Source organism: Streptomyces sp. NPDC003034, assembly GCF_053591375.1.
The window spans coordinates 65,903-83,707 of record NZ_JBSFTS010000012.1 but is presented as its reverse complement, the minus strand read 5'-3'; the positions used below and the strand labels follow the sequence as shown (position 1 = coordinate 83,707).

Annotated in this window: 14 protein-coding genes; 4 read left to right on the top strand and 10 right to left on the bottom strand. The window is 74.2% G+C overall.

Going from position 1 to position 17,805, the window contains the following annotated elements; all coding sequences use genetic code 11:
* The first annotated feature begins 138 nt into the window (after positions 1-138).
* Positions 139-2,262, top strand: a complete 2,124-nt coding sequence (locus ACWDX7_RS15055) for a prolyl oligopeptidase family serine peptidase (RefSeq protein WP_451489795.1) — start codon at positions 139-141, stop codon at positions 2,260-2,262.
* A gap of 86 nt (positions 2,263-2,348) precedes the next feature.
* Here ACWDX7_RS15055 and ACWDX7_RS15050 read toward each other — a convergent pair whose 3' ends face one another.
* The 8 genes from ACWDX7_RS15050 to ACWDX7_RS15015 all read right to left on the bottom strand — a co-directional run bounded on the left by ACWDX7_RS15050 (position 2,349) and on the right by ACWDX7_RS15015 (position 11,760).
* The gene (locus ACWDX7_RS15050) at positions 2,349-3,065 is read right to left on the bottom strand and encodes a GntR family transcriptional regulator (protein ID WP_451489796.1); all 717 of its coding nucleotides are present in this window, start codon (positions 3,063-3,065) and stop codon (positions 2,349-2,351) included.
* A gap of 106 nt (positions 3,066-3,171) precedes the next feature.
* Positions 3,172-4,128, bottom strand: coding sequence for an ornithine cyclodeaminase family protein (locus ACWDX7_RS15045; protein ID WP_451489797.1), 957 nt, complete (start codon positions 4,126-4,128; stop codon positions 3,172-3,174).
* A 22-nt stretch (positions 4,129-4,150) separates the two neighbouring features.
* Positions 4,151-5,155, bottom strand: coding sequence for a proline racemase family protein (locus tag ACWDX7_RS15040; protein WP_451489798.1), 1,005 nt, complete (start codon positions 5,153-5,155; stop codon positions 4,151-4,153).
* Between the two features lie 15 nt (positions 5,156-5,170).
* Positions 5,171-6,085, bottom strand: a complete 915-nt coding sequence (locus tag ACWDX7_RS15035) for a dihydrodipicolinate synthase family protein (RefSeq protein ID WP_451489799.1) — start codon at positions 6,083-6,085, stop codon at positions 5,171-5,173.
* 73 nt (positions 6,086-6,158) lie between these two features.
* Positions 6,159-7,682, bottom strand: a complete 1,524-nt coding sequence (locus ACWDX7_RS15030) for an FAD/NAD(P)-dependent oxidoreductase (protein WP_451489800.1) — start codon at positions 7,680-7,682, stop codon at positions 6,159-6,161.
* Positions 7,663-7,974 (bottom strand): (2Fe-2S)-binding protein, encoded by a 312-nt coding sequence (locus tag ACWDX7_RS15025; protein ID WP_451489801.1) that lies wholly within the window; start codon positions 7,972-7,974, stop codon positions 7,663-7,665. The genes ACWDX7_RS15030 and ACWDX7_RS15025 overlap by 20 nt, the downstream gene beginning before the upstream one ends.
* Positions 7,971-9,233: an NAD(P)/FAD-dependent oxidoreductase gene (locus tag ACWDX7_RS15020; RefSeq protein ID WP_451489802.1), complete on the bottom strand. Its 1,263-nt coding sequence runs from the start codon at positions 9,231-9,233 to the stop codon at positions 7,971-7,973. Before ACWDX7_RS15020 ends, ACWDX7_RS15025 begins: the two co-directional genes overlap by 4 nt.
* A 139-nt stretch (positions 9,234-9,372) precedes the next feature.
* The gene (locus ACWDX7_RS15015; protein ID WP_451489803.1) at positions 9,373-11,760 is read right to left on the bottom strand and encodes a collagenase; all 2,388 of its coding nucleotides are present in this window, start codon (positions 11,758-11,760) and stop codon (positions 9,373-9,375) included.
* A 228-nt stretch (positions 11,761-11,988) separates the two neighbouring features.
* Between ACWDX7_RS15015 and ACWDX7_RS15010 the strand changes: the two genes are divergently transcribed.
* On the top strand, positions 11,989-13,368 hold the full coding sequence (locus tag ACWDX7_RS15010; protein WP_451489804.1) for an aminopeptidase P family protein: 1,380 nt from the start codon (positions 11,989-11,991) through the stop codon (positions 13,366-13,368).
* A 142-nt stretch (positions 13,369-13,510) separates the two neighbouring features.
* Here the strand turns inward: ACWDX7_RS15010 and ACWDX7_RS15005 are convergent, their stop codons facing one another.
* Positions 13,511-13,909, bottom strand: a complete 399-nt coding sequence (locus ACWDX7_RS15005; RefSeq protein ID WP_451489805.1) for a RidA family protein — start codon at positions 13,907-13,909, stop codon at positions 13,511-13,513.
* Positions 13,906-15,045: an acyl-CoA dehydrogenase family protein gene (locus ACWDX7_RS15000; RefSeq protein WP_451489806.1), complete on the bottom strand. Its 1,140-nt coding sequence runs from the start codon at positions 15,043-15,045 to the stop codon at positions 13,906-13,908. Before ACWDX7_RS15000 ends, ACWDX7_RS15005 begins: the two co-directional genes overlap by 4 nt.
* A gap of 166 nt (positions 15,046-15,211) precedes the next feature.
* Here ACWDX7_RS15000 and ACWDX7_RS14995 point away from each other — a divergent pair, with 166 nt between their 5' ends.
* Entirely contained in the window at positions 15,212-16,858 is a 1,647-nt protein-coding gene (locus ACWDX7_RS14995) for an AMP-binding protein (protein ID WP_451489807.1), read from the top strand.
* A gap of 60 nt (positions 16,859-16,918) precedes the next feature.
* Positions 16,919-17,719, top strand: a complete 801-nt coding sequence (locus ACWDX7_RS14990; protein ID WP_451489808.1) for a PaaX family transcriptional regulator — start codon at positions 16,919-16,921, stop codon at positions 17,717-17,719.
* Positions 17,720-17,805: the final 86 nt, after the last annotated feature.

The window sequence follows — 17,805 nt, the reverse complement described above, 5'->3', positions numbered from 1 at the left end:
TCGCCCCGGGCCTTGCCGCCGGTCCCGTCTCCGCCTGGCCGCGTGTTCCGATCCACCTTTCGACGCTAAGCCCGGCCCCCGGGGGTCACCACTCGAATGGTCTAGCGCATGTGACATATCACATGTCAGGATTCGATCATGGATGACTTCCTCAGCCTCTCCGCCGCCACGGCCCGCTTCACCCACGGCGCCCCGCACGCCTTCGCCTTCGGCGACGAGGGCCGGCTGCTCTGGTTCCTCCGCTCCACCGGCCCCACCGACGCCTTCGCCGGCCTCTGGGTCATGGACACCGCCACCGGCGCCGAGACCCTGCTCGCCGATCCGCGTGAACTGTGCCCGGAACCGGGCGCCCTCCCGGCCTCCGAGCGACGCCTGCGCGAGCGCATCCGGCTCGTCGCCTCCGGAATCGGCTCCTACGCCCTCTCCGGCGATGGCCGCCACGCCGTCTTCCCGCTCTACGGGCGGCTCTACGAGGTCGAGGTCGAAGCCGAAGCCGAGGCCGACGCCGAGGCCGAGGTCTCCTGCGGCGGATCAGCACCGCGGGCGGGCCGGCCCCGGGAGATCCCGGCCGCCGGGCCCGCCCTGGACCCCCGCCCCAACGCCGACGGCTCCCGCACCGCCTACGTCACCGCCGACGCCCTGTACGTCACCCCGGGCGGCCGGATCACCCCCGCCGACGGAGCCCGCTGGGGCGTCGCCGAGTTCGCCGCCGCCGAGGAACTGGGCCGCGCCCGGGGCCACTGGTGGTCCCCGGACGGAGTCACCCTGCTGGCCGCCCGCGTCGACGAATCCGCCCTTCAGCGGCGCTGGTTCGCCGACCCCGCCCACCCCGAGGTCCCGGCCGAGGACTTCGCGTACCCGCAGGCCGGCGGCCCCAACGCCGAGGTCCAGCTGTGGGTGTTCGGCCCGGACGCGGGCCCCGTACGGCTCGACTGGGACGCCGAGACCTATCCGTACGTCTCCGACGCGGGCTGGGCCCCCGGTGACACGGCGGCCGGGGAGATCCTGCTGACCGTCCAGGACCGGCTCCAGCAACGCGTCCTGCTGCTCAGCGCCGACCCGGCCACCGGCCGTACCCGGGAACTGTCCCGCACCACGCACCCCCAATGGGTCGACCCGCTTGTCCCGGGCACCCCGGCCCGCCTCCCGGACGGGCGGATGCTGACCGCCGCCGACACCCCCGGCGGGGCCGCCCGCGCCCTCGCGGTGGACGGCGAACTGATCACCGGGGACGGGGTCCAGGTCCGCCGCGTGGCCGGCGTCCACGAGGGCCGGCTGCTGATCGAGGCCGGGCTGCGCGACCCCGCCGAACAGCAGGTGCTGCTGCTCGACCCCAGCACCGGGGAGCTGACCGCACTCGCCGACGGGCCCGGGGTGCACACCGTCAGCGCCTCCGCCGGGACCCTGCTCCTCACCTCGGCCGACGCCGACGGGATCCGGCGCACCGTACGCACCGCCGACGGCCGCGAGTTCAGCCCCGCCGACCTCTCCGAGCCGCTGCCCTACCGGGTCACCCCGGCCCTGGCGCGGGTCACCGAGCACGGGGTCCCCACCGCGCTGGTGCTGCCCCGCGGCCACACGCCGGGCCGGCGGCTGCCCGTACTGCTCGACGGTTACGGCGGTCCCTGCTACCAGGACGTCAGCGCGGAGCCCCGCCGCTGGCAGGCCCGGCAGTGGTGGGCCGACCAGGGTTTCGCCGTGGTGACCATCGACAACCGCGGCACCCCGTACGTCTCGCCCGCCTTCACGCACGCCATGTACCGCGGCTTCTCGGACGTCACCCTGGAGGACCAGGTCGCCGCGCTCCGGGCGCTCGGCGAGCGCCACCCCGACCTCGACCTCGGCCGCGTCGGGATCCGCGGCTGGTCCTACGGGGGCTACCTCGCGGCGATGGCGGTGCTGCGGCGCCCCGACGTCTTCCACGCGGCGGCCGCCGGGGCGGGGCCGACGGACTTCCGGCACTACGACACGGCGTACACCGAGCGCTACCTCGGCCTGCCCCAGGAGAACCCGGAGGTGTACGAGCGCGATTCCCTGATCGCCGACGCCCCGGGGCTGACCCGGCCCCTGCTGCTCGTGCACGGCCTCGCCGACGACAACGTCCACCCCTCGCACACCCTGCGCCTCTCCCGGGCGCTGACGGACGCGGGCCGCCCGCACCAGCTGCTGGCGCTGCCCGGTGTCACCCACATGGCCCCGGGCGGGACCCGCGAGAAGGTGATGGCCATGGAACTGGAGTTCTTCCGCAGGGAACTGGCCTGACCAAATTGGCCTGACCCCGTCCCAGCAGACGAGGGGCCCTCGGACGCCGTTGTCCGAGAGCCCCTCGCGGGAAAGGGAGGCGCATCTCAGCCGCGCGCGGGGCCGCCCAGGCGGCTCGGCGGGCGCCCTACGGGCTCGTCCCGGCCCTGCGCCCACAGCGAGCGGACATGGCCGAGATGGCGGAGCATGCACGCCTGCGCCGCCTCCGCGTCCCCGCTGAGCATCACGTCGAGCAGCTCGATGTGCTCCTCGGCCGACGACACGAGCTTGCCGGCCTCGTCCAGGCCGGTCAACCCGTACAGCCGGGACCGCTTGCGCAGGTCGCCGACCGTCTCGACCAGCCGGTCGTTGCCGGCCAGGCCGAGCAGTGCGAGGTGGAAGCGGCGGTCCGCCTCCAGGTACGCGATGAGATTGTGCTCGCGGGCGCTGGTGACGATCTCCTGCGCGATGGGGCGCAGGGCCTCCAGCTGCTCCGCCGTGGCGATCTTCGTGATCCGGCCGATGGTCGGCACCTCGATCATCGTGCGCAGCTCGGTGTACTGGTCCAGGTCGCGCTCACTGACCTCGGTGATCCGGAACCCCTTGTTGCGGACCGGCTCGACCAGTCCCTCGCGGGCGAGGTCGAGCATCGCCTCGCGGACGGGCGTGGCCGAGACGCCGAGCTCGGCCGCGAGACCGGGGGCCGAATACACGCTGCCGGGGCGCAGTTCGCCGGCTATCAGAGCTGCCCGCAGGGCGTGGCCGACCTGGTCGCGGAGCCGTTCCTGGGCCTTGATGAGACTGTGTTGCTTCAGGTCACCCATTGCGTTTCCTCCGACACCCGTCACGCCACGACGCTAGAGGAGCAGCGTACAATGTCACGTTGCGCTGCTCACTTCAGCGGTCAGGTCGTGCTACTCGCTCCAGCGGTCACGTCGTGCTGCTCGCTCCGGCGGCCCGGAACAGTGCGACCGCCACGGCGAGATCCTCCCAGGCCATGCCCACACTCTTGAAGAGCTGTGGACGACGCCCCTCTCCACCGGCCGGCATCCGCCCCGCCACCAGGTCGGAGAGGGTGCCGGTGATATGACCGGGCCCGATCACCCCCTCCTCCCGCGGCACCAGCAGGTCCCCCGCCTCGCGCAGCGCCGCCGCCCGCGACTCCACGTACACGGCCGCCCGGTGCACGAGAGCGGTGTCGGTCTCCCGCGCGTCCGGCTCGTGGGATCCGACGGCGACCACCGTGGCGCCGCGGCCGACGAGCCGTCCGTCGAAGAGGGGTTCGCGGGCCGTGGTGCAGCAGATGACCAGGTCGGCGCCGGCCACGTCCTCGGGGGTGCCCGTACGGGCGGACAGCCGCAGGGTGCGGGCATGGGCGGCGAGCCGCTCCGCGCCCTTCGGGTCGCGCCCGACGACCACCACCTGCGCCAACTCCCGTACCCAGGAGGCCGCTTCCAGATGACCGTACGCCTGCGGCCCCGAGCCGAAGAGCACCATCCGCAGCGGACGCCCCGCCCCGGTGAGGTGGCGCAGCGCGAGGGCGGAGACCGCCGGGGTGCGCAGGGTGGTCAGGGCGGCGCCGTCGAGCAGGGCCAGCGGGCTGAGGGTGGGACCGTCCAGCAGCAGGTACGACCCGGTGATCCGGGGCAGGCCGCGGGCCGGGTTGGCGGGCGCGACCCCTGCGATCTTCACCCCGGCGTACGAGCCGAAGGCGGCCGGCATCAGCAGCAACTCGCCGCCCGGCACCCCGTACGCCGTGCGCTGCGGGCAGCTTTCGGGATCCAGCCCGGCGCGCAGCGCGGCGTCGAGCGCGTCGGCCGCGGCGGCGGGGGTGAGGAGAGCGGCCATGGTGGCCGCGTCGAACTGGGGGATCCGCGTTCCCGTCACGGCGCGCTCCCTTGCGCGGGGGTCACAGGAGGAACCCTCCGGGGAAGGGGTCGGCCGGGTCGAGGAAGTACTGGGCGGTGCCGGTGATCCAGGCCCGCCCGGTGACGGTGGGGACGACGGCCGGCAGCCCGCCGACGGTGGTCCGCGCGATGAGCCGGCCGGTGAACTCGGTGCCGATGAAGGACTCGTTGGCGAAGTCCGCGCCGATGTCCAGGAGGCCGCGGGCGTGCAGCTGGGCCATGCGGGCGCTGGTCCCCGTACCGCAGGGCGAGCGGTCGAACCAGCCGGGGTGGATGGCCATGGCGTGGCGCGAGCGGCGGGCGTCGGAGCCGGGGGCGGCGAGGTAGACGTGCTTGACCCCGGCGATGGAGGGCTCCTCCGGGTGGACGGGCCGGTCGCCGCCGGCGTTGACGGCGTCCATGACGGCGAGACCGGCGGCGAGGAGGTCGTCCTTGCGGGCCCGGTCGAAGGGGAGGCCGAGGGCGTCGAGTTCCACGAAGGCGTAGAAGTTGCCGCCGTAGGCGAGGTCGTAGGTGACCGTGCCGAGGCCGGGGACGTCGGCCTTGAGGTCGAGGCCGGCGCAGAAGGAGGGGACGTTGGTGAGGGTGACGGCGGTGGCCGCGCCGTCCTCGACCCGGACGTCGACGCAGACCAGCCCGGCCGGGGTGTCCAGCCGGACGGTGGTGACCGGCTCGACGACGGACACCATGCCGGTCTCGACCAGGACCGTGGCGACCCCGATGGTGCCGTGCCCGCACATCGGCAGCAGGCCCGACACCTCGATGTAGAGGACGCCGAAGTCCGCGTCGGGCCGGGTGGGCGGTTGCAGGATGGCGCCGCTCATCGCCGAGTGGCCGCGCGGCTCGTACATCAGCAGGGTCCGGACGTGGTCGGAGTGCTCGATGAAGTGCAGCCGCTTCTCGGCCATGGTGGCGCCGGGGACCACCCCGACTCCCCCGGTGATCACCCGGGTGGGCATGCCCTCGGTGTGCGAGTCCACGGCGTGGTAGATGTGGCGCGTGCGCATGGGTCCCCCAGCGGGTCAGTTGAGGCCCTCGGCGAGGGCCTTCTCGGTGGCGGACCGGACGGCGGCCTCGGTCTCCCCGGTCAGCGGGAAGCGCGGCGGGCGGGTGGCGCCGCCGGGGCGGCCGGCCACGTCCATGGAGAGTTTGATGGCCTGGACGAACTCCGTCTTGGAGTCCCAGCGCAGCAGCGGGTGCAGGGACTTGTACAGCGGCAGGGCGGTGGCGAGGTCCCCGGCGCGGGCCGCCCGGTAGAGCGTGGCGCAGGACCGGGGCAGTGCGTTGGGGTAGCCGGCGATCCAGCCGACCGCGCCGGCGGTGGCCAGTTCGAGGAGGACGTCGTCGGCGCCGATGAGCAGGTCGAGGCCGGGGGCGAGTTCGGCCATCTCGTAGGCGCGGCGCACGTCGCCGCTGAATTCCTTGACCGCGACGATGGCGGCGTCGGCGTGCAGGCGCGCGAGCAGGGCGGGGGTGAGGTCGACCTTGGTGTCGACGGGGTTGTTGTACGCGACGACGGGCAGGCCGGCGCGGGCCACTTCGGCGTAGTGGGCGCGTACGGCCGTCTCGTCGGCGCGGTAGGCGTTGGGGGGCAGGAGCAGGACGGAGCCGGCGCCGGCTTCGGCGGCCTGGTCGGCCCAGCGGCGGGCCTCGGCGCTGCCGTAGGCGGCGACGCCGGGCATGACGCGGTCGCCGTCGCCGGCGGCCTCGACGGCGGTACGGACGACGCGGGCCCGCTCCTCGTCGGTGAGGGTCTGGTACTCGCCGAGGGAGCCGTTGGGGACCACCCCGTCGCAGCCGTTCTCGATGAGCCAGGCGACGTGTTCGGCGTAGGCGTCGTAGTCGACGCTGAGGTCCTCGCGCAGGGGCAGTGCGGTGGCGACCATGATGCCGTGCCAGGGGCGGGTGCGGGGCGCGGGGTCGGGCGCGTGGGTCATGAGGGCTCCCTAATGTGGTGTGTGACATTTTACAGAGGGGTGCGACGACCACAAGGGGCCGGCCACCACCCGATCAGCCTTCGCCGGGCGGCAGTTCGGCGAGGTGCCGCAGCGGGACCGGGCAGGAAAGCGGCCGGCGGTCGGGTGACGGCTCCTGCCCCGCGAGCGCGGCGACGGCCGGGCCGCACATCCGGCCCTGGCACCAGCCCATCCCGGCCCGGGTCTGGAGTTTGACGGTGCGGGCGTCCCGCGCGCCGAGCTCCCGCGCGGCCTCGCGGACCCGGCCGGCCTCGACCTCCTCACAGCGGCAGACGAGGGTGTCGTCCCGCAGCCAGCCGGTCCAGCCGGAGCCCGGTCGGTGCGCTGCGGCCATCGCCGCGGCGAAGGCGCGCAACCGCGCACGGCGGCGGGCGAGCCCGGCGGGGACGGGCCGGCCGGCCAGCGCGTGAGCGGCGATCTCCCCTTCGACGAGGGCCAGTCCGGCGCCGCCGATGCCGCCGGTCTCCCCGGCGGACCAGATCCCGGGGACGGAGGTGCGCTGCCCGGCGTCCAGCTCCAGGGCGATCGTGCCGTCGGGACCGCGGCGGGTGGCGCAACCGAGGCCGGTCGCCAGCTCCAGCTGGGGTACGAGCCCGTGCCCGACGGCGAGCGCGTCACAGGGGATCCGGCGGGCCGTGCCCGGCAACGGCCGCCAGTGGCGGTCGAGGCGGGCTACGGTGACGGCCTCGACCCGGTCGGTTCCGTGGGCCTCGGTGACGGCGTGCCGGGTGAGCAGCCGGACGTGGTGGCGCAGCAGGGCGCCCCCGTACCGGGCGGCCTCGGTGAGTTTGCCGGGGTTGCGCAGCAGGGCGGGGAGCCGGCCGGCGTACGCGGTGTACGCGGCCCCCTCCACCACGGCGGGCACGGTGGCTCCGGCGGCGGCGAGGGAACCGGCCACGGCCAGCAGCAGCGGGCCGCTCCCGGCGACGACCACCCGCCTGCCCGGCAGCACGAGCCCGCTCTTGAGCATGGCCTGCGCCCCGCCCGCCCCGACCACGCCGGGCAGGGTCCAGCCGGGGAAGGGCAGTTGCCGCTCGTAGGCGCCGGTGGCGAGCAGCACGGCCCGGGCCGCGACGCTCACGGCGCGCTCCTGGTGTCCGTGACCGGCGACGGCGTGCAGGATCCACCGGGCCGCCGCGCCGTGCGGGACCACCGTCCAGACGTGGTGGCCCGGCAGGTAGGTGATCCGGCCCGCCGACGCGTGGGCGCGCAGGGCGGCTTCGCGGGAGGCGAAGGCGGCCCAGTCGTGGTGCAGTGCCTCGGGCCGGGCGGCGCCGAGGCCGGGCGCGGGGTGGCGGTAGTACTGTCCGCCGGGGCGTTCGCCCGCGTCGAGCACGGTGACCCGCAGGCCGAGCCCGGCCGCGGTGACGGCTGCGGCGAGACCGGCGGGGCCGGCGCCGACGACGGCGAGGTCGGTGGGGCCGGTGGGGCCGGGGCGACTGCCGGGCCCGGACGCCGGGGCGGAGTCAGACGGCGGGGCGGGGTCAGGCGCCGGGGCGGAGTCAGACGGCGGGGCAGATTCGGGCGCCGGGGCGGGGTCAGACTGCGAGGCCACCATGGCCGGTTCCCTCCTGGGTGGTGACGGCGTCGCCCGGTTGGGCCGGGAGCAGGCAGGCGCGCTGGTTGGGGCGGCCGTTGACGGTGACGAGGCAGTCGTAGCAGCTGCCGATCCCGCAGAAGGCCCCGCGCGGGGAGCCGCCTTCGCGGGTGGTCCGCCAGGCGAGGATCCCGGCGCTCCACAGGACGGCGGCGATGCTCTGGCCCGTCTGCGCGGGCAGTTCCCTGCCGTCGAACGCGATCGGGAAGGCGGCTGCCGGGGCGCCGCCGACCAGAGAGCGGGGCGTGGTCAACGAGTCTCCTCGGGGGTGTCGGCGGGGCGGGCACGGGGCCCGCCATCCGGATGTCTACCGCGCTCTGCACCCGGCCCTTCACAGGGCCCGTCCCCGCGCTCCTCGTGTGCGGCGGCGGGCTCCGCAGAAAAGCGGTCCGGCCGCAGCGGCTTGAGGTCCAGCGCCGGGTCGGCTCCGGTGAGGACGGCGGCGATGAGCAGGCCCGTGGCCGGGGCCAGGCCGATGCCCGCGCCCTCGTGGCCGCAGGCGTGCAGCAGTCCGGGCCGGCGGGGGTCCGGGCCGATCGCGGGGAGGTGGTCGGGCAGGTAGGGGCGAAAGCCGTGGTAGGTGCGCAGCACCCGGACGTCGGCGAGGACGGGGAAGAGGGCGGCCGCCTGGGCGGCGAGGCGGCGCAGGGCCTGCGTGGAGAGGCTCCGGTCGAAGCCGACCCGTTCGCGGGTGGCCCCGATGAGGACCGGGCCCGAGGGGGTGCCCTCGACCACCGCCGAGGACTGCAGCGCCGCCGAGCCGCTGGCGACGTCCGCGATGTAGTCGGCGGCGTAGACCTTGTGCCGCACCAGCCGGGGCAGCGGCTCGGTCACCAGGACGAAGCCGCGGCGCGGGAGGACGGGCAGGGTGACCCCGGCGAGGTCCGCGATGCGGCCGCCCCAGGTGCCGGCCGCGTTCACCACCGCCGGGGCGAGGAGTTCGCGCTGCCGGGTGCGGACGCCCCGTACCGTCTCGCCGGAGCGTACGAAGCCCGTGACCTCCTCGCCGAGGTACACCCGGGCGCCCGACGCGGCCAGCAGCCGGGCCGCCGCCTGCGCCGGCTGGACCTGGGCGTCCTGCGGGTAGTGGAAGCCTCCCGCCAGGCCGGGCGCCAGATGGGGTTCCAGCTCGCGCAGGCCGCCGCCGCCCACCTCGACGGCGTCGACCCCGGCGGTGCGCTGGCCTTCGGCGAAGCGCCGCAGCGCCTCGATCGCGGCCTCGTCCGGGGCGACGACGAGCCCGCCCTTGGCCTCGTACTCGATCTCCTGCGGCAGCACGGCGGACAGTTCGCGCCACAGCCGCGCCGACAGCAGGGCGAGGTCGAGCTCCGGACCCGCCTCTTTGTCGGAGACGAGCAGGTTGCCTTCTCCGGCGCCGGTCGTGCCGCCCGCGACGGGTCCGCGGTCGACCACGGCCACGGAGAGTCCGGCGCGGGCCGCGTAGTACGCGCACGCCGCTCCGACGACACCGGCGCCGATGATGACGGCGTCCAGGGAGTGTCTCTTGAGCACGGCAGTAAGATGTCACATTCTTCAGGGGCTGCCCAGACCGGTCCCGTCCTCCCGGAGGGGGCCGGGACCGGACGGGGCGGGGACGGGACCGGACGAGCGCAGCCGACGGGACCGGGGTACGGGACCGGCCGGGGACGGATCAGCTGCGCAGGGGGCCCTCGCAGCTGTAACCGGAGGTGGCGGACGCCTTGTTGGCCCAGATCTCCAGCGGCCCGAAGGAGCAGTTCATGTCGGCGAGGTTGTTGGAGGCAGCCCCCGCCCGGTCGAGGATGAAGTAGTCGACCGTCTCCGACATGTCCTTGAAGTTCTGGTCGTCGCTGCGCCAGTTCTTCAGGTTCGCGGTGATCCTGCCGGTACAGGTGAAGCGCCGCTTGCCGGGGTCGCCGTTCTCCACGCAGTCGGGGGTGTTGTAGGTGGCCGCCGCGAAGGAGGACTTCACCGACGCGAGCGCCGTGTCCCGCAGCCGGTCGTTGGGCGTGTAGGTGGTGTTCGGTACGAAGAGCTCGTCCACCTTGGCGATCTGCGCGTCCAGGAAGCGGTCGTAAGCGCGCTGGAGGTAGGTGTCCGCGCCCATCCGGTGGCGCCAGGCGTCGTACGCCGCCACGTCGCCGGCCCGCAGGTGGCTGTACATCTCGCGCAGCGCCGAGGGCTTCTCGGTCCACAGGAACTCGAAGAAGGTGCCCGCGTAGCTGTAGAAGCGGAAGCCGTCCCCCTCGTAGGTGGCGTTCAGCACCTGCTCCACGCTCATGCGCGGGCCGCCGCCGGCCGTGTCGTTGATGATGCTCCTGACCAGGGACTTGCGGACGGCGATGCCGTTGTCGCGGGTGGCGCCGTCGAAGAACTCGGCCGTGCCCTCGTCCATCGCCGTCGTACGGTCGCCCTCGTACCAGGGGCCTTCGCCGAAGAAGCCGGGCACGGCGTAGCGGCCGTTGAGGTAGTGCGTGTACTCGTGGCGGAAGAGCTCCTCAAGGGTGAGGGAGGAGTCCTGGGGCACGCGGCGCTGGTAGGTGTAGAAGGTGGCGCCCCGCTCGATGTAGATGCCGCCGTTGTTCGTGTCGTAACCGGTCAGGATCGGGTGGTAGTTCTCGTAGTCGGCGCGGGAGCCGTAGAGCACGATGTTGAGCGTGGAGTTGGGGTCGCCTGCGAGCGGCTGGTCGGTGCCGAGCACGCGGTGGAACTGCGCTTTGACCTGCTTGCTCGCGTAGTAGAGCTGGTCGACCGTGGCCCGGTCGAGGCCCGTGCGGACCTTGATGGCGCCGTTGTCGTAGGTGTAGGTGTGGGGGAAGATCTGCTTCTCGATGTCCTCCTTGCACACCCCGTACGGCTTGCAGGCCTCGTAGTAGTTGAGCCACGAGACGAGCTTGGCCCACTGCTGGCTGCCGGTGCCGAAGGCGGACTTGACGGGCTCCAGCAGGGCGCCGAGGTCCGCGACGACCGGGTCGCGCAGGCCCGCCACCTGACCGAAGCGGCCGTACTCGCCGAGCGCGTCGCGCGCCACCCAGGAGTTGGCGGTGCCCTTGAGGTGGGTGTAGCCGGCGAAGGCCTTGAAGGCGGACCGGTAGGAGGCGTCGGCGGCCACCGCCGCGTGGAAGGCGGCGTCCTGGTTGCCCGGGTAGACGCCCAGGTAGTTCACGGAGAGGGCGGCCAGGGCGGCGCCCGCCCAGGCCGGGTCGAGGTGGGTCGCCGGTTGGGCCGGGTCCATGGTGGCCAGGACCTTCTTGATGAGCCCCAGTTGGTGCTGGCGCAGACCCGGGGCGCTGGCGGCGTAGAGGGCCTCGCGCAGGGTGTTGGCATTGCTGCGGGTGACGTCGAAGGTGCGGGCCGCGGCGGCGAAGGCGTCGACGGCCTGGCGCATGGCGTTGACGGTCGGGGCGTCGGTGACGTCGATCTCCGAGCGCGAATGGTCGTGGTAGGCGACCGCGTGCAGATAGGTGAACATCTCCTCCAGGTGGGAGGAGTTGCGGCCGTCGTGGGTGGCGGCCAGGCCGGTTATCCGGCGCGAGACGGCCTGCACGTGGGCGTCGGACATGACGGGGGTCAGGCGTGCGTCCCAGGTCCAGATGAGGCCGCGCAGGCAGCCGTCGGCGAGTACGGCCTCGTCGGCGAGGAAGTCGGCGAACTGCTCCGGGGTGAGGTTCGTGATCCCGTCGAGGGTGCAGGGGACGCCGCCCGCGACACTGCGCGCGGTGGGCGCGGCCTGGGCCGCCCGGCGGCTCTTCTCGCTGCTCTCGGCCGGGGCCGCGGCGGGCGTGGCCGGTCCGGAGACCTCCCCCGAGGATGCCTTCCCGCCGGGCGCCGGGGCGGGGGCCGGGGTGTTGTCCCTGGGGGCGGCGAGGCGGTCGACCGCGTCGAACGGATTCGGGCCCGGGGCCCCGGACCTGAAGGTGCCGGCCGTGGGACCGGCCGCCGCGGCGGCGAGCGGGCCCGCGTCCGCGGCCTGCGTGACGGCCTGTCCAGCGGTGGCGAGGAGGGTGACGGCGACGGCGGCGGAGAGGAGGGACGTACGCACAGCTCTGTGCTGGGACACCAAGGACTCCTGATCATGAAGGGAGGTGGGGGAGATGGTGCGTGCGGCGATCACGTGAACTGCCCTGCGCGTGAACGGTGTTGCGCATGACCGCTGATGAACTGCTCTGCGTCACGCGGCGTCTGTCGGGCATCAATGCGCCCCGGTGTGAGCTGTAACATAGTAATGTGAAATTGCACTGACAAGACCTGTGCACCCATCAGTTCGTCCCTCCTTCAGGGAGTTCTCGTGACCGACACCCCCTCCCGGCTGCACACCGGCAGCCATGATTTGCCGGTGTCCCCGGAGTTGTCCCGTTTCATGGCGGAGAACTGGGCGGCCTCGCCCCTGCCCGACTCCACCCGCACGCCGGCCTACGCGATGACCCCCGCCCGCCGCGCCCGGCTCTCGGCGCGCTTCCCGGGCGAGCGGCTGATCATCCCCGCGGGGGAGCTCAAGGTCCGCTCCAACGACTGCGACCACCGCTTCCGCCCGCACAGCGCGTACGTCTGGCTGACGGGCCTGACCGGCGAGGACCAGGTGGGTCACGTACTCGTCATGGAGCCCTCGGGCCCGCACGCCCACGAGGCGGTGCTGTACCTGCGCCCGCGCTCTCCCCGCGCGGACGGCAACGAGGAGTTCTACCGGGACCGCCGCCACGGGGAGTTCTGGGTGGGCCGCAGGCCGGACCTGGCGGAGGCGGAGCGCCTCACCGGCCTCCGCTGCGCGCACCTGGACCGGCTGGGCACGCCCACCGGCCGCGACGCCGCGTCCGACGCCGAACTGGCCGCCTCCCTGTCGGAGTTGCGCCTCGTGAAGGACGTCTGGGAGGTCGGACAGCTCCAGCTGGCGGTGGACCACACGACGGCGGGCTTCGAGGACGTCGTACGGTCACTCCCGCGGGCCCTGGCGCACCCGCGCGGCGAGCGGTGGATCGAGGGGGTCTTCGGGACGCGCGCACGGGCGGAGGGCAACGGCACCGGATACGAGACGATCGCCGCGTCCGGCGCCCACGCGTGCGTCCTGCACTGGATCCGCGACGACGGCCGGCTGAACGGCGACGAACTCCTGCTCCTGGACGCCGGCGTGGAGACGGACACCCTCTACACGGCGGACATCACCCGCACCCTCCCGCTGTCCGGCCGCTTCTCCCCCGTCCAGCGCCAGGTCTACGAACTGGTCCTCGCCGCGCAGGAGGCCGGCATCGCGGCGCTGCGCCCGGGCGCGAGCTTCCTGGACTTCCACCGGGCCGCCATGCGGGTGATCGCCGAGGGTCTGGCCGAATGGGGCGTCCTCAAGCACGCGGAGGGCGACCTGCACCGGCGCTACACCCTGTGCAGCAGCGGGCACATGCTCGGGCTGGACCTCCACGACTGCGCGAAGGCCCGGGCGGAGACGTATCTCGACGGGGTCCTGGAGGAGGGCCAGGTCCTGACGGTCGAACCGGGCCTGTACCTCCAGCCGGACGACGAGACCTTGCCGGCGGAACTGCGGGGGATCGGCGTCCGCATCGAGGACGACCTGGTCATCACGGCGAACGGCGCCCGCCTGATGTCGAGCGCACTCCCCCGCACGGTGCCGGCCATCGAGTCCTGGATGTCCCGGCTCCTGGACTCCACCGACGCTTGACCCGTCGGCCAGCCCCCAGCCCCGCCGGCGCTTGAGGCGAACCCCCAACCCCGCCGGCGTTTGAGGCGCGGGGTCTGGGGCGGAGCCCCAGTTCGGGAAGGGGCGGGGCGGGCAGCTCCGCGCAGCGGCCTGCCCGCCACCCCTACGCCAGCACCGCGACCCCGTCCAGTTCGACCAGCGCCCGGTCGTCCCACAGGCGGACCACCCCGATGACGGCCATCGCCGGATAGTCCCGCCCCGCCAACCGCCGCCACACCCGCCCCAGTTCCGCGGCATGCGTCCGGTACGACGCCACGTCCACCGCGTACACGGTGACCCGGGCCAGGTCCCCGGGAGCACCGCCCGCCGCCGCAAGGGCCGCCAGCAGGTTGGTCAGTGCCTGCTCGAACTGCTCCGGAAGGCTCTCCCCCACCACCTTCCCGGCGGCGTCCAGCGCGGTCTGGCCGGCCAGGAACACCAGTCTGGAGCCGGTGGCGGTGACCGCGTGCGAGAAGCCGGTCGCCGGTGACAGCTCCGCCGGGTTGATCCGGTCGAGGCTCATCGCGCGGCCACCTCCCGGTACAGCTCCTTCGCGATGATCGTGCGCTGCACCTCGCTCGCCCCCTCGTAGATCCTGGGTGCCCGCACCTCCCGGTAGAGGTGTTCCAGCAGGTGACCCCGCTGGAGGGCGACGGCGCCGTGCAGTTGGACCGCGTGGTCCACCACGTACTGGGCCGTCTCGGTGGCGAGGAGCTTCGCCATGGCCGCCCGCCGGGGGACGTCCGGGGAGCCCCGGTCGTAGGCCCCGGCGGCCGCGTACACCAGCAGCCGCGCGGCCTCGGTGCGGGTGGCCATCTCCGCCACCCGGTGGGCCACGGCCTGGAGGTCGCCCAGCACGCCGCCGAAGGCGGTCCGGCCCGCCGTGTGGGCCACGGTCGCGTCCAGCGCGGCCCGGGCCATGCCCACCGCGAAGGCGCCGACGCTCGGCCGGAAGAGGTTCAGGGTGTCCATCGCGACGCTGAAGCCGCGTCCGGGCTCGCCCAACAGGTCCTGGGGGCCTACGGGGACGCCGTCGAAGGCGAGTGCGCCGATGGGGTGCGGGGAGAGCATGTCCAGTGGCTCGCCCGTCAGTCCGGGGCGGTCCGCGGGGACCAGGAAGGCCGATACCCCTTTGGCGCCCGGCCCCTCACCCGTCCGGGCGAAGACGGTGTAGAAATCGGCCTTCGGGGCGTTGGAGATCCAGCGCTTCTCCCCACTGAGCCGCCAGCCGCCACCGGAATCCCGGTCGGGGTCCGGGTCGGCCGCCAGTGCCAGCGCCGCCGCGTCCGAGCCCGCTCCCGGCTCGCTCAGCGCGAAGGCGGCCACGGCCCGCCCCGCGCGCACCCGCGGCAGCCAGCGTTCCCGCTGCGCCGCGCTCCCCGCCCTCAGCACCGGGTACGCCCCCAGCCCTTGCAGGGCCAGCGCCGTCTCGGCCTCCGTGCATCCGTAGGCGAGGGATTCGCGCAGCAGGCACAGTTCCAGCGCGCCCGAGGTGAACACCCGCTCCAGCAGGCCCAGCTCCCCCAGTTCGGCCAGGAGCGGCCGGTTGACCCGGCCCGGCTCCCCCTTCTCGGCGAGCGGCCTCAGCCGCTGCTCCGACAGTGCGCGCAACTGCCCGCACCATTCCTCCTGGTCCGCCCCGAGCGCGAATCCGGTCATCCGATGTCCCCGCATCTATCGCGTCCTGTTGACTGCCGTCACCGTCACGATACGCTCGTACGGGGGCACCTCCCAGTGGCACCGGGAGTGAGCGCCCGGCCGGATCCACCCGCCCCCAGCTTCCGCTGGGAGCACCCCCGCCGGACTGCCGCCAGGGGGCGACGCCTTGGACCTCAAGCCTTCCGCTCATGTCGACACCTTCGCCCGCGACCATCTGCCGCCCGCCGAGGCCTGGCCGGAGCTCCTCTTCGAGTTGCCCGGACTGGCCTATCCGGACCGCCTGAACTGCGGGGCCGAGCTGCTCGACGCCACCATCGCCCGCTTCGGACCCGACCGCCCCGCCTTCCGCGGCGGCGGGGAGGTGTGGACGTACGGCGAGCTGCGCGACCGCGTAGACCGCCTCGCTTATGTGCTCACCGCCGATCTCGGCGTCGTCCCCGGCAACCGGGTGCTCCTGCGCGGCCCCACCGGCCCCTGGCTCGCGGCCTGCTGGCTCGCGGTCATGAAGGCGGGCGCGGTTGCCGTCACCGTACTGGCCCAGCAGCGGGCGCAGGAGCTGGCCACGGTCTGCTCGATGGCCCGGGTGGGGCACGCCCTGTGCCATGTGAGCGTGCTGGACGACCTCGTGAAGGCCGAGGTGCCGGGGCTGCGGATCACCGCGTACGGGGGTGAGGCCCCGGACGATCTGCTGCGGCTCGCCGAGACCCGGCCCGCGGCCGCCTACACCGCCGTCGCGACCTCGGCCGACGATGTCGCGCTCATCGCCTTCACCTCCGGGACCACCGGGCGACCCAAAGGCTGCATGCACTTCCACCGCGACCTCCTGGCCGTCGCCGACACCTTCTCGCGCCACGTCCTGCGGCCCCGCCCCGACGACGTCTTCGCGGGCAGCCCGCCGCTCGGTTTCACCTTCGGGCTGGGCGGGCTGGTCGTCTTCCCGCTGCGGGCGGGGGCGTGCGCGCTGCTGCTGGAGGAGGCGGGACCGCGCCGGCTGCTGCCCGCCCTCGCCGAGCACCGGGTGACCGTCCTGTTCACCGCGCCCACCGCCTACCGGGTGATGCTGGACGACCTGGGGCCGTACGACGTGGGCGCCTACGACCTCTCCGCGCTGCGCCGCTGCGTCTCGGCGGGCGAGAACCTGCCGGCCGCGACCTGGCGGGCCTGGTACGAGCGCACCGGTCTGCGGATCATCAACGGCATCGGGGCCACCGAGCTGCTGCACATCTTCATCTCCGCCGCCGACGAGGACATCCGGCCCGGTACGACCGGCCGGGTGGTCCCCGGCTGGCAGGCCCGCGTGGTGGACCGGTCGGGCCGGCCGGTGGCCGACGACCAGCCGGGGCTGCTGGCCGTGCGCGGCCCGGTGGGATGCCGCTATCTGGCCGATCCGCGGCAGGCGGAGTACGTACGGGGCGGCTGGAACCTGACCGGTGACACCTACGTACGCGACCGCGAGGGCTACTTCCGCTACGTCGCCCGCGCCGACGACATGATCGTCTCGGCGGGGTACAACATCGCCGGTCCGGAGGTCGAGGAGGCCCTGCTGCGCCATCCGGACGTGGCGGAGGCGGCGGTGGTGGGCCGCCCGGACGAGCGGCGCGGGCAGATCGTGGTGGCGTACACCGTCGCCCGTCCGGGGGTGACGCTGACGGAGGAAGGCCTGCGGGCCTTCATGCGGGCCGAGCTGGCCCCGCACAAGTGCCCCCGCGCCTTCGTCTTCCTGCCCTCGCTGCCCCGCACCGCGACGGGCAAACTGCAACGCTTCCGGCTGCGCGATGGAGGTCCTGTCCGGCCGGTGAGGCCGGATCAGTGAGCGGGGCACCAGGGCACGCGAGCCCGGCCGGACCGGCCGGACAGGTCCTACAGTGAACCCGTGGTCGAGCAGCACACTCCGCGATCCCTGATCGTCACCTTCTACGGCGCCTACGGACGGGCCTTCGAGGGTCCCGTCCCGGTGTCCGCGCTGATCCGCCTGCTGGGCGCGGCCGGTGTGGACGCCCCCGCCGTCCGCTCTTCGGTGTCCCGGCTGAAGCAGCGCGGCTTCCTGCTGCCCGCGCGGGCCGCGGGCGGCGCGGCGGCGTACGAGCTCTCCGAGGAGGCACGGCAGCTGCTGGAGGACGGCGACCGGCGGATCTACGGGGCCCGCGCCCCCGCCGGCGCGTGGCTGGTGGCGGTGTTCTCCGTCCCGGAACAGGAGCGGCACAAGCGGCACCTGCTGCGCTCCCGCCTGGCCCGGCTCGGTTTCGGCGCGGTCGCGCCGGGGGTGTGGATCGCCCCGGCCCGGCTGTACGAGGAGACCGCGCACACGCTGGAGCGCCTGCACCTGACCGCGTACGTGGAGCTGTTCCGCGGCGCCCACCTCGGTTTCGCCCCGACCGCCGAGGCGCTGGCCCGCTGGTGGGACCTGGCGGCGCTGGCCAAGCAGCACGAGGAATTCCTCGACCTGCACGAACCCGTCCTGCGCGCCCTCCAGTCAGGCCCGGCGCCGACGCCGCAGGAGGCCTATCGCGGCTACCTCCTCGCCCTGGACACCTGGCGCCGCCTCCCGTACGCCGACCCGGGCCTGCCGCGCGAGCTGCTCCCGGCGGACTGGCCGGGCGACCGGGCGGCGGCGGTCTTCGCGGAACTCCACGCCCGGCTGCGGGATGTGGGCGCCCGGTTCGCCGGGCTGTGAGCCGCCGGCCGGCACTGCGCGGGCGGCGGGGCAGGCGGCGCCCCGACCGCGTAAACCGGATGCGCGGGGGCGCCGGCCGACGCGAG